Origin of the sequence: Streptomyces prasinopilosus, assembly GCF_001419695.1 — a bacterium.
Lineage (GTDB): Bacteria > Actinomycetota > Actinomycetes > Streptomycetales > Streptomycetaceae > Streptomyces > Streptomyces prasinopilosus.
Map to the genome: position 1 here is coordinate 282 of NZ_LIRG01000073.1, position 11,178 is coordinate 11,459.

Below are 11,178 nucleotides of genomic sequence, written 5' to 3' on the forward strand. Positions count from 1 at the left end.
AGTTGTCCTTGCCGCCGACGAAGTAGTTCCAGAACCGCGCCGAGTGCGGCTTCGTCGTGTCGATGCGGGTACGTGTCTCGAAACCGGCGCTGTCCTGAGTGGTGTCCTCCGCCACGGCTGAGCCTCCTGTGATGAGCGTGACCAGTGAGGCCAACCTAGGCGAACTCGACGCGGAATCAGCCGGGTTGCGGGGAAACCGAGGAGCAGGACTCCTGTTTCGGCCCTCGCCCGGGCCCGTGCACGACTCCGGACGCCGGTGCGTCGGCGGCGGTCCGCGCGGGCGGAGGCGGTTGCGGAACCGTCCCGCCGGGCCCGCCGTCCGGCGGCCCCGTCCCGCACCACCGGAACCCGCCGGCGGTCCCGGCCGTCCCGCTCCCGGGGGCGGATCCCGGACGGCCGGCGGGTGCCGGCGCGGAACCTTTCACTCGTACGGACTGAAATCTGTTGTGGCTGATGTAGACATGCGGCCGCGAGGGAGTTAATCTGTCTGTCGTAGCCAAGAAGTCGTACAAGGCGCGGCAGACACGAACTGCCCGCACGGAACGAAGATCACGGCACGGCGGCGGAGTGGTGGGGCCGGAACGGACTGTGGGTCCCTCCGCTGGCCGCCGGGCCGGGCGGCCTCGTCAGGGCCGCCGGCAGTACGCAGGACCCGCAGGACCAAGAGGTTCGTCAGAAGAAAGAGAAAAGGAGGCGAACGCCATCAGGATCGCCCGGGTGAGAACGGTTCACTCGGGTACCGCAGGCCCCGGAACGGAAGGTGGTCCCACGGTCACGCATCCGCGATCCCCGCACTCTCCGCCCCTCTGTCGGGGGCCGGTGCGGAAATAGAAGACCGGACTCGCAAGAAGCCGGTCGATGGTGTTACAAATCCCTCGGGGCCTTGGTGCCGTACGGCACCAAGGCCCCTCGACGCATTCCCCCATCAGAGGTGCAGATGACCGCAGACACACCGCTCGACCGCATCGACGACGACGACTACCCCGCGTACACCATGGGGCGGGCGGCGGAGATGCTCGGTACCACGCCCGCCTTCCTGCGGGCTCTCGGCGAGGCCCGGTTGATCACGCCTCTGCGCTCCGAGGGCGGCCACCGCCGCTACTCCCGCTACCAGTTGCGTATCGCCGCCCGCGCCCGGGAGATGGTCGACCAGGGCACCTCCATCGAGGCGGCTTGCCGCATCATCATCCTGGAGGACCAACTCGAAGAGGCCCAGCGCATCAACGAAGAACTGCGACGCCGCGATGTCGGAGCCGGGCACAAGGCGGACGTCTGACCCGTACCCCACCACCTCACGGCGCACGGGAGCCCTGCCGGGCCCGCCGGCGGTCCGCCGCGCCGTCAGGCCGGGCGGTGCGGACCGGCCCGGGACGGCAGCCCGGGAAGACGCGTGGAGCCGGGGCCGCCCTCCCCGCCCTCCCCGCCGTCCCCGGCGGGACGGGCCCGTGGCGCGAGGCGGTTCAGCGGGAGAGGGTGAGGACGCCCAGGGCGTTGCCGCGGTCGTCGACCACCGGCAGGACCCCCAGCCGCCGGTGGCGCATCACCTGTTCGGCCTCGGCCACCGGGGTCAGGGGCGAGGCGAAGAGGGCGCTGCCGTCGGAGATGTCGCGCAGGCGGACCCGATCGGTGTATCCGCCTCCCTCCCGCACGGCGGTGAGCCGCTCCCGGGTGACCAGGCCGGAGCACCGCCCGTCCTCGTCGCAGACGACGAGGTGCCCCGTCCGGGCGGCGGCCATCACGGACAGCGCCACCTCGACGGTCATGTCGTCCCAGACCTGGGGCCCGGCCGCGTCCATGGCCTCGGTGGCCGTCCTGGACACGGCGTCGGTGCCCGTCGGGCGGGAATGCGTCTGGATCAGCGTCAAGAGGTGCCTCCTACGGAGATGGACCGGCTTCCTGCTCAGGACGGTTCCCGGTTCCGGACCCCGGGGTCCGGGGTTCGGGGTCCGGGGTCTAGGCCGCGGCGTCGGGGGCGGGCCGTGCGGGCGCGCGCCGGGCCGCCGGAACGGAGCGGCGCCGACCGCGGGAGGAGGCGCTGCGCTTGGGACGGTCGACCACCGGTGCGGTGATGACGACCGGGACGCCGGAGGGAGCCTGGGCGCCGGTGATGCGGTGCAGGGCTTCCGCGCCCGCCCGGACCTGGGTGGTCTGCGGCACGACGCCGGCCATCGTCATGAGGCGGGTCATGGCACGGCGCTGGCCCGGGGTGACCAGCGTGACGACGCTGCCGGACTCCCCGGCGCGGGCCGTGCGGCCACCGCGGTGGAGGTAGTCCTTGTGGTCGGTCGGGGGGTCGACGTTGACGACGAGGTCGAGGCTGTCGACGTGGATGCCGCGCGCGGCGACGTTGGTCGCCACCAGCACGCTGACGTGCCCGTTCTTGAACTGCGTGAGCGTACGGGTGCGCTGCGGCTGTGACTTGCCCCCGTGCAGGGAGGCGGCCCGCACCCCGCTGTTCAGGAGGTGCTCGGTGAGCCGGTCGACGGCGTGCTTGGTGTCCAGGAACATGATCACGCGGCCGTCGCGTGCGGCGATCTCGGTGACGGCCGCGTTCTTGTCCGCGCCGTGGACGTGGAGCACGTGGTGCTCCATCGTCGTGACCGCGCCGGCCGACGGGTCGACGGAGTGCACGACGGGGTCGCTCAGGTAGCGGCGCACGAGCAGGTCGACGTTGCGGTCGAGCGTGGCGGAGAACAGCATGCGCTGGCCGCCGGGACGGACCTGGTCCAGCAGGGCGGTGACCTGCGGCATGAAGCCCATGTCGGCCATCTGGTCCGCCTCGTCGAGGACGGTGACGGCGACCTGGTCCAGCCGGCAGTCGCCGCGCTCGATGAGGTCCTTGAGACGGCCGGGAGTGGCGACGACGATCTCGACGCCGCGGCGCAGCGCGCCGGCCTGCCGGCCGATCGGCATCCCGCCCACGACCGTGGCCAGGCGCAGCTTCACGGAGCGGGCGTACGGCGTCAGCGCGTCGGTGACCTGCTGCGCCAGCTCACGCGTCGGTACGAGGATCAGGCCCAGCGGCTGCCCGGGCTCCGCGCGGCGCCCGGCCGTACGGGCCAGCAGGGCCAGCCCGAAGGCGAGGGTCTTGCCGGAACCGGTGCGCCCCCGGCCGAGGACGTCACGGCCGGCCAGCGAGTTCGGCAGCGTCGCGGCCTGGATCGGGAACGGAACGGTCACGCCCTGCGCGCCGAGCGCGGCCAGCAGCTCCGCGGGCATGCCGAGGTCGGCGAAGCCCGCCACGGCGGGCAGCGCCGGAGTGATCGTCTTCGGGAGGGCGAACTCGCCCCGGAGCGCGGCGGGACGGCGACCGGGACCGCCGGAGCGCGCCGGGCCGCCGGAACGCCCCGAGAACGACGAGCCGAACCGTTTGCCGTTCTTTCCGGGGGTGTCGCCGCCGTTCCGGGTGCGGGCGAATCGGTCGTTCGTGCGGGTGCTGTTCATGCGAGACCTTCCTTGATGCGGCACATATCAAGGAATTCCCGGGGCAGTGAGCAGCTCGGAGAATTGCAAGAACGGCCGAATGGGGCGCGAAATGAAACGTGCGCCACGATGTGGTCCGGGGGAGGGGAGACGTTCTGGCGTCTCCGGGAGGCGGAACCCGTGAAAAAGGCGTCCGTGCGCGCGGGGCCCGGGCTCCGCGGCCGTCCCGCGGGCGGAACCCGCCGCGGGACGTGCATGCAGCTGGGGCCCGCACCCCGAAGGATGCGGGCCCCAGCTGCACGTGTGCGTCGACGTCAGGCGGGAACGATGTTCTCGGCCGTCGGGCCCTTCTGGCCCTGCGCGATGTCGAAGCTGACCTTCTGGCCTTCGAGCAGCTCACGGAAGCCCGAGGCGGAGATGTTCGAGTAGTGGGCGAACACGTCGGCGCCGCCGCCGTCCTGCTCGATGAAGCCGAAGCCCTTTTCCGCGTTGAACCACTTCACGGTGCCAGTAGCCATGTCTTTTCTCCTTCGGGGCAGTGAGTCGGCGCCCGCACTGTACGGACGCCGTGTCGCCGCGATGATCACCCCGCCGGAAAAGACCGGTGCCAAAAGGCGCTTCCAGTGGCGAAAAAGCCGACCGGGAAGAACTTGGAATTCGGGAACCACAACTGCAACCGGGAACGACAGTAGCACGTTGCGGCGGTCCGTGTGCGGTGAAGAATTCCGCTCCGGTCGTTACCGCAGAGAAACTGTCCGCACGGTTCCGTGAAACTCTCGATCCGCGGATACAGATATAACGGGAGCCGGGTCCCGGTGGCCCGTTAATTCTCTGCTCCGGCCGCGAGGACGGAGCCCCGCACCGGGGAGGGCGGACAACGGTGTGCCGGGGCCGCTTCCGGCGGGATTTCCCGGGCGCCGGGCGCGGAGCCGGTCACCGGTGTACGAGCCGCCGGCTCCGCGCGTCGTGTGCTCCGCGCGCCGTGCGCGGCGGGAGCCCTCAGGTGGCGACGAGGGAGTCCTCGGCGGCCCGGGCCCCGGGCAGCCGGTGGCGGGCGGCGACGAGGGCGGACTCGATGTCACGGGTGCCGGTGGACACACACAGGGTGTACGCGACGTCGTCCATGCGACGGCGCGCCTCCTCGCTGCCGTTCTCGGCGTACAGGGTGCACAGCGTCTCGTACTGTCCGATCAGGTCCTTCAGCACGTCCGGGTGTGCCATGAGCATCGGAAATCGTCCCTTCTGCCACCACTCGCATGGGCTCTACACGGACCGTCTGCCCCGGGCCCCGGCCGTTACTCCCCCTGGGTTCCGGGCGAGCGGCCGGGGCCCGGGGACCGGTGGGGAGTCAGTCGGTGGACAGGGCCTGGACCAGGTCGCCCACCTGCGGGTCGGGCAGGGAACGGGCGACGTCGGCCTGGGCGACCATGCCGACCAGGTCGTGCCCGTCGATCACCGGCAGGCGGCGCACCTTGTGCTCGGTCATCGTGCGCAGGATCTCCTCCACGTCGTCGTCGGCGCCGATGGTGACGGCCTCGCCCTGGGCCAGTTCCCCGGCCCGGCACGTCGCGGGGTCCTTGCCCGCGCCCAGTACCTTCACCACGATGTCCCGGTCGGTCAGGACGCCCTTGAGCCGGTTGTCGGTGCCGCAGATCGGCAGCGCCCCGACCCCGAGGTCCTTCATCTTGCGGGCCGCGTCCAGCACCGTCTCCTCGGCGCCGACGCACTCGGCTCCGCCGGTCATGATGTCTCGCGCCTTGGTCATCGCATTCCTTTCTCCGGTCGTACCGCCCGCCCCCGCGTGCCGACGCCGTCGACGTGTCGACCGCCGGCCTGCCGGGGCGGCTCCGTGGGCGCGGTCCGGGTTCCCGGACGCCGTGCCCGGTAACGGACTCCCTCCCCGCCGCCTCCCGTCCCGTTGCGTCCCGAACGGAGGCTTGGCCCGGGGCGCGGCGGATACCCGGTCGGCATGACCGACACACGCCCCCTCGCCCTGATCACCGGCGCGTCCGGGGGAATCGGATACGAACTGGCCCGGCAGTTCGCGGCACACGGCTACGACCTAGTGGTGAACGCCGAGGACGAACGACTGGAGTCCGCGGCGGAGAGCTTGCGGACGACCGGTGCGCAGGTGCGCGCGGTGCGTGCCGACCTCCTGACCGGCGCGGGCGTGGACGCCCTGCCGGCCGCGCTCGACGGACTGACGGTGGACGTCGCCGTCCTGAACGCGGGGGTCGGCCGGGGCGGCGCCTTCGTGGACACCGATCCCGCCGACGACCAGGCGGTCATCGACCTCAACGTCACCGCGACCGTCCGGCTGGCCAAGCCGCTGCTGCGGGCCATGGTGGCCCGGGGCGCGGGCAGGCTCGCCTTCACCTCGTCCGTCGCCTCGACGCTGCCCGGCCCCTTCCAGCCCGTCTACAACGCGTCCAAGTCGTTCGTGCAGTCCTTCGCCCAGGCGCTGTGGGAGGAGGTGCGGGGCACCGGCGTGACGGTCACCTCGTTCATGCCGGCCGCGACCGAGACGGACTTCTTCCGCCGGGCGGGAATGGCGGACGACACCCGGATCGGCACCATGAAGAAGGACGATCCCGCCCAGGTCGCCGAGCAGGCGTTCAAGGCGATCGTGAAGGGCGAGAAGAAGGTCGTCACCGGATCCCTGAAGGCCAAGGCGCAAGGGCTGGCCGGGAGGGTGGTCCCCGACGGGGTCAAGGCGGCGGCCCACCGGAAACTGGCGGAACCTGGCACCGGCAGGAAGCCGGAGCGGCAGGAGTGAGGCGGTCCCGGCCGTCGTCGTCCCGGACGCAGCCGTCCCCGGCCGTCCTCGGCCGGATCCGTGACCGCGGCCATGGCCGTGGCCGTGGCCGCCGCCCCGGCCGGGACCGCGGTCGTCGCCGTGTCGTCGTGCCCGTCCCGGGCACTCCACGGGGATGAGCCCTCACCGACCGGTCCCCGAGTCCCTGGCCCTGCTGACCGAGGGGTACGCCTGGCTGCCCGACCTCCTGCGCGCCGAGGACGACACCGCACTGAACCTGCGCCTCCTCGGCCACCCGGCCCTGGTCGTGCGGGGCCCCGACGCGGTCCGGTTCTTCTACGACGAACGGCACGTCCGGCGCCACGGCGCCCTCCCCGGCCCGGTCGTGAGCACGCTCTTCGGCCACGGGGCGGTCCACACGCTCGACGGCGAGGCCCACCGGGCCCGCAAGTCCCTCTTCCTGCCTCTGCTGGAGGCCGACGCGGTCGCGGGCTCGGCGGAGCACATCACCGCCGCCTGGGACGAGGCGGTACCGGGCTGGCGGGAGCAGGCGGACGTGGTGCTCTTCGACGCCGTCGGCCGCGTGGTCACCCGGGGCGTCTGCCGCTGGGCCGGGGTCCCGCTGGCCGAGGACGAGGAGGAGGCGCTGGCGCGCGACCTGCTGGCCATGGTGGACGGTTTCGCCACGCCCGGTGCCCGGCACTGGCGGGCCAGGCGGGCCCGCTCGCGCCAGGAGAAGCGGTTCGGCGCACTGGTGACCGAGGTCAGGTCGGGGGCGGTCCGGGCGCCGGCGGACTCCGTGCTGGAACGCGTCTGCCGCCACCGCGACGCCTCCGGTGCCGAGCTGACGCCCCGGGTCGCCGCGGTGGAACTGCTCAACGTCGTCCGGCCCACGGTGGCGCTCAGCTGGTTCGTCGCCTTCGCCGCGCACGCGCTGCACCGGTGGCCCGGGAACGGGCGGCGGCTGAGGTCGGGCGACGCCGCGTTCGCCACCGCCTTCGCCCACGAGGTCCGCCGCTTCTACCCCTTTGCCCCCTTCCTGGGCGGCCGGGCCGTCACCGACCTGACCTGGGAGGGCCGGAAGGTCCCGGCGGGCGGACTCGTCCTCCTGGACGTCTACGGCCAGAACCACGACGAACGCCTGTGGAAGGACCCGTACGCCTTCCGCCCCGAGCGTTTCCTCGAGCGTCCGCCCGGCCGCGACGTACTGATCCCGCAGGGCGGCGCCGACGCCCGCACCGGACACCGCTGCCCGGGCGAGGCCATGACCGTGGGCCTCCTGGAGGCGCTGTCGCGGCGGCTGGCCGACCTGCCCCACGAGGTCCCGGCACAGGACCTGACCATCCCCCTGAACCGCGTCCCCACGCGTCCCCGCAGCGGAATGATCATCCGGCTGACCGGCGCCCCGCGCTCCTGAGCCGCCCGCCCGCGGGACCCCGCCGGCCGGTGGCCGGCGGGGTCCCGTCGTCCGGCCCGGGAGCCTCACACGTTTGGCACCGGAACCCTCCGGTTACCCGCGTCGGTGCGCGGAGCGAACGGGCGGATCCCCCGAACCGTGAACCGACCCGGTCGATCCGCGCGAACCGAGTGAAGAGCACGAAGCGCACGAAGCGTATGAAGCGTATGAAACGCGCGAACTGTACGAACCGGGAAAGAGGCTGAAGCGCGATGTCGAATCCACAGCAGCCGGAGATGCGGCGCAGCGACAAGGGCGCGGGCACACCGCAGGACAGCCGGGAACTCAAGGCGTCGCAGGAGTCCCGGGGCGGGACCCCGGCCCACGGCACGGACCGCGGTGACAAGGGCGGCGGCGAGGGCGGCGGCACGCCTCCCGCGCAGCGCCCCGACCACCCCGAGTGAGGAGACGGCACCACCGGCCCGGCGACGGCCCGGCGACCGCGGCGGCCCGTCCGGGGCGAGTGAGCGGGGGGACCTCCCCGCTCACTCGTCCCCTTCGTTCTATAGGGAAGCCGTCACACGGGTCCCGGTTCGGCGGGACTGCCGACCGGGTCGTCGAGCGGGTCGTCGACCAGGGCGATGCGGGCGACGACGCGCTTGCCCACGGGCTCCCGCTCGACCACGAGGCTCTGCACGACGGCCATGACGATCTCCAGCCCGTGCTGCCCCACCCGCTCCGCGTCGGCGCCCCTCGGCATCGGCAGTGCCGGCTCGGAGTCCCACACCACCACCTCCACCGTGCCGCCCGCGATCCGCAGGTCCATCAGCACGGGGCCCGGCGCGTACTTGCGTGCGTTGGTGACCAGTTCACTGACCACCAGCTGCGTCAGGTCCAGGGCGCGCTGCGAGACGCTCAGGCCGTGCTCGGCCCGCATCCGGGTGAGGAAGTCCACGGCGAGGTGGCGGGCCCGGGCGATGGACGCGCCCTCCCCGTCCAGAGCCACCGTGGTCCGCAGGGCCGGCCGGTCCGGCGTGGCTCCGTCCTCGCCCATGGACACAGGTCCCATCCCATCGCCTTCGCTTCCCGGCTCGCACCCCCGGCGCATACCCGAGTTCACGCTGGTAAACGCCCCGTGTCCGCCGCTCGGCGCCCCTCTCCGGCGGCAGGGCACCGGCCCGGCCGCGCGGGGCGGCACTCCGGGCACGGGGCACGGTGTGCAAGTATCACCGATATGGCCGAGGAACCAGTACCGGACAGCGAACGAGCCGGACAGACCGGCGGACTGTCGGTCGCGACCACCACCACCGACGGCATCCGCGTGCTCCACCCGACCGGAGAGATCGACCACCACACCTGCGGGCACCTGCGGCAGGCCCTGAACGCACTCACCGACGACCGGCCCCGCGTCGTCGTCGACATGAGCCGGGTCACCTTCATGGACTCCAGCGGCATCAACACCCTCATCGCCGCCTACAAGCACGTCACCGCGGCCGACGGCTGGATCCGCATCGCCGCGCCCACCGCCCCCGTCCTGCGCGTCCTGCAACTCGTCCGCCTCGACGGCCTCATCACCTGCTACCCCGACCTGGACCAGGCCCTCGCACCGTGAGCGCCCACCCCTCTTCCTGACGCCCGGTCGGAGGGAGGGCCGGGACCCGGCGCCGGACCGGAGGAAGGGCCTGGCCCCGGCGACAGGGCCGCCGATGAGTCCGATCGGCGGCTTTCCGTATCCGTATGGTCGCCAAGAGTGGCGACGCCGCAAAGCGGACCATAACGTCGGGCGCATGAGGAAATACCAGGTCACAGCCCTGACTTGCGCCATCGCGCCCCTAGTCGCCGGCATGGGCGTCCTCGCTCCGGCCGCCTCCGCCCGCAGCGCACCCGAACAAGTGGTCCTTCCGGGCCAGTCCGTCCAGAAGGCCGTCGACGCGGCCGCACCCGGAGCCACCGTCGTCCTGACGCGGGGCACCTACCGCGGAAGCGTCACGATCACCAAGCCGCTGACCCTCCGGGGTGCGGGCGGGCAGACCGTGATCGTGCCCGGTGAGGACGGCAAGGCACCGGACGCGTGCACGGAGGCGGGCAACGGCATCTGCGTCACCGGCACGGACGAACACCCCGTCACCGGGGTGCGGATCCACTCGCTCACCGTCGAAGGGTTCAAGAAGAACGGCGTCTCGGCCACGCGCACCGACCGGCTGGAGGTCCACCGGGTGACCGCCCGGGACAATGGCCGGTGGGGCATCGCGCAGGATCGTTCCACCCGCGCCTCGATCCGCTACAACACCGCGAGCGGCAACGGCGACGCCGGGCTCTACACCGCCAACGTGTTCGAGGCCGACGCGGAGAGCAGGACCTACGACACCCGTGGCACGGTGATCAGCGGCAACCGTCTGACGGGCAACCGGATCGGCATGACCACCCGCCGGCTCGGGAACCTCACCGTCGAGCACAACCTCGTCACCGGGAACTGCGCCGGCGTCTTCGTCGTGCTGCCGCGCACGGTGGGCGACCTGACCGTCCGCCGCAACGCGGTCCACGAGAACAACAGGTACTGCCCCGCCGCCGCACGCCTGCCCCACCTCCAAGGGGTCGGCATCGTCCTCGTCGGCACGGAGAAGGCGCTGGTGACGCAGAACTCGGTCCGCGACAACAGGGGCGACTCGCCGTACTCCGGCGGGATCGTCGTGTTCGGCAGCATGGACGGCGTCGCCAACGACCGGAACGTCATCCGCGGCAACCTCGTGCTGGGCAACCTCCCGGCGGACCTGGCCACCCGTGACGCCGAGGGCAAGGACAACGAGTTCACCGGCAACATCTGCCGGACCTCCGAACCGGTGGGCGCCTGCTGACCGACCCGGCACCGTGACCCGGGGCGCCGGGCCGCGACCGGAACGGCGGAGGGCCGGCCCGGGAGGAAACCCTCCCGGGCCGGCCCTCCTTCGACGAAGAGAAGGCCGCATCGGCCGGCAGCGCATGCGCGGCACCCGTACGGGCGGCGGAGACCGGGGCGGCCGCGGCGACCGGGGAGCCAGGACGACGGCGGCCCCGCCGGACTCAGTGGAGGCAGAGGCAGAACGGATGGCCGGCCGGGTCCGCGTAGACACGCCAGTTGGCCCCCGGGCGGAGCCGGTCCGTCCGCTCCAGCACGGTCGCACCGAGGGCGAGCACCCGCCGCTCCTCTCCGTCGAGATCGTCCACGTCGAAGTCCAGGTGGAGTTGCTGCGGGCGCTCCTGCCCGGGCCATTCGGGCGGCCGGTAGCCGTCCACCCGCTGGCAGGCCAGTGGCGTCCCCTCGAACCCGTGCACCTCGACCCAGCCGGGATCCTCCGGGTCCGCGACCACCCGGCCGCCGAGCAGCTCCGCGTAGAACTCCGCGAGCCGTACCGGGTCGGCGCAGTCCAGCGCGACCGCCTGCAGCTTTCGTATCACTTCCGACACCCCTCGCCCCGCGGCCGCTTCCGCGACACCCCGCACGGGAGGGCCGTACCCACCACCGCGGCGGACATGCGCGGACCCGCGGCCCACGACCGGAACAGGGGCACCGCCGGCCGGCCGGGCGCCCTCATCCACGAGGGCGCCCGGCCGGCCGGCGGTGCCC

14 protein-coding genes are annotated in these 11,178 nt (G+C 72.7%); 6 read left to right on the plus strand and 8 right to left on the minus strand.

Annotated elements, in window-relative coordinates:
• Nucleotides 1–115, minus strand: a 115-nt coding sequence (locus tag AOK18_RS33935) for an SAM-dependent methyltransferase (RefSeq protein WP_240503057.1), incomplete at its 3' end; no start/stop codon positions are given.
• A gap of 822 nt (nucleotides 116–937) precedes the next feature.
• Here AOK18_RS33935 and AOK18_RS04595 point away from each other — a divergent pair.
• Nucleotides 938–1,276: a MerR family transcriptional regulator gene (locus AOK18_RS04595; RefSeq protein ID WP_055693464.1), complete on the plus strand. Its 339-nt coding sequence runs from the start codon at nucleotides 938–940 to the stop codon at nucleotides 1,274–1,276.
• 184 nt (nucleotides 1,277–1,460) lie between these two features.
• Here the strand turns inward: AOK18_RS04595 and AOK18_RS04600 are convergent, their stop codons facing one another.
• The 5 genes from AOK18_RS04600 to AOK18_RS04620 all read right to left on the minus strand — a co-directional run bounded on the left by AOK18_RS04600 (nucleotide 1,461) and on the right by AOK18_RS04620 (nucleotide 5,188).
• Entirely contained in the window at nucleotides 1,461–1,865 is a 405-nt protein-coding gene (locus AOK18_RS04600; protein ID WP_055571239.1) for a CBS domain-containing protein, read from the minus strand.
• Nucleotides 1,866–1,953: 88 nt separating this feature from the next.
• A complete protein-coding gene (locus tag AOK18_RS04605) occupies nucleotides 1,954–3,444 on the minus strand; it encodes a DEAD/DEAH box helicase (RefSeq protein WP_055693465.1) in 1,491 nt (496 codons plus the stop codon).
• 293 nt (nucleotides 3,445–3,737) lie between these two features.
• Nucleotides 3,738–3,941 (minus strand): cold-shock protein, encoded by a 204-nt coding sequence (locus AOK18_RS04610; protein WP_030680625.1) that lies wholly within the window; start codon nucleotides 3,939–3,941, stop codon nucleotides 3,738–3,740.
• A gap of 481 nt (nucleotides 3,942–4,422) precedes the next feature.
• Nucleotides 4,423–4,650, minus strand: coding sequence for a DUF5133 domain-containing protein (locus tag AOK18_RS04615; protein WP_055571241.1), 228 nt, complete (start codon nucleotides 4,648–4,650; stop codon nucleotides 4,423–4,425).
• 121 nt (nucleotides 4,651–4,771) lie between these two features.
• Nucleotides 4,772–5,188, minus strand: coding sequence for a CBS domain-containing protein (locus tag AOK18_RS04620; protein WP_055693466.1), 417 nt, complete (start codon nucleotides 5,186–5,188; stop codon nucleotides 4,772–4,774).
• Between the two features lie 204 nt (nucleotides 5,189–5,392).
• On the opposite strand from AOK18_RS04620, the gene AOK18_RS04625 reads away from it, so the two are divergent.
• The 3 genes from AOK18_RS04625 (at nucleotide 5,393) to AOK18_RS04635 (ending at nucleotide 8,038) form a co-directional block, all read left to right on the plus strand.
• Complete coding sequence (locus tag AOK18_RS04625; RefSeq protein ID WP_055693467.1) at nucleotides 5,393–6,199, plus strand: SDR family NAD(P)-dependent oxidoreductase; 807 nt, start codon at nucleotides 5,393–5,395, stop codon at nucleotides 6,197–6,199.
• A 154-nt stretch (nucleotides 6,200–6,353) separates the two neighbouring features.
• Nucleotides 6,354–7,595, plus strand: a complete 1,242-nt coding sequence (locus AOK18_RS04630; RefSeq protein ID WP_055571244.1) for a cytochrome P450 — start codon at nucleotides 6,354–6,356, stop codon at nucleotides 7,593–7,595.
• A 251-nt stretch (nucleotides 7,596–7,846) separates the two neighbouring features.
• The gene (locus tag AOK18_RS04635; protein WP_055571245.1) at nucleotides 7,847–8,038 is read left to right on the plus strand and encodes a hypothetical protein; all 192 of its coding nucleotides are present in this window, start codon (nucleotides 7,847–7,849) and stop codon (nucleotides 8,036–8,038) included.
• Between the two features lie 113 nt (nucleotides 8,039–8,151).
• On the opposite strand, the gene AOK18_RS04640 is transcribed toward AOK18_RS04635, so the two are convergent.
• Nucleotides 8,152–8,643, minus strand: a complete 492-nt coding sequence (locus AOK18_RS04640; RefSeq protein WP_055571246.1) for an ATP-binding protein — start codon at nucleotides 8,641–8,643, stop codon at nucleotides 8,152–8,154.
• A 165-nt stretch (nucleotides 8,644–8,808) separates the two neighbouring features.
• Here AOK18_RS04640 and AOK18_RS04645 point away from each other — a divergent pair, with 165 nt between their 5' ends.
• Both AOK18_RS04645 and AOK18_RS04650 read left to right on the plus strand, forming a co-directional pair.
• Nucleotides 8,809–9,186: an STAS domain-containing protein gene (locus tag AOK18_RS04645; protein WP_055571247.1), complete on the plus strand. Its 378-nt coding sequence runs from the start codon at nucleotides 8,809–8,811 to the stop codon at nucleotides 9,184–9,186.
• Nucleotides 9,187–9,361: 175 nt separating this feature from the next.
• A complete protein-coding gene (locus tag AOK18_RS04650; RefSeq protein ID WP_055693468.1) occupies nucleotides 9,362–10,429 on the plus strand; it encodes a right-handed parallel beta-helix repeat-containing protein in 1,068 nt (355 codons plus the stop codon).
• Between the two features lie 205 nt (nucleotides 10,430–10,634).
• On the opposite strand, the gene AOK18_RS04655 is transcribed toward AOK18_RS04650, so the two are convergent.
• Nucleotides 10,635–11,009: a VOC family protein gene (locus AOK18_RS04655; RefSeq protein ID WP_055571249.1), complete on the minus strand. Its 375-nt coding sequence runs from the start codon at nucleotides 11,007–11,009 to the stop codon at nucleotides 10,635–10,637.
• Nucleotides 11,010–11,178 lie beyond the last annotated feature (169 nt).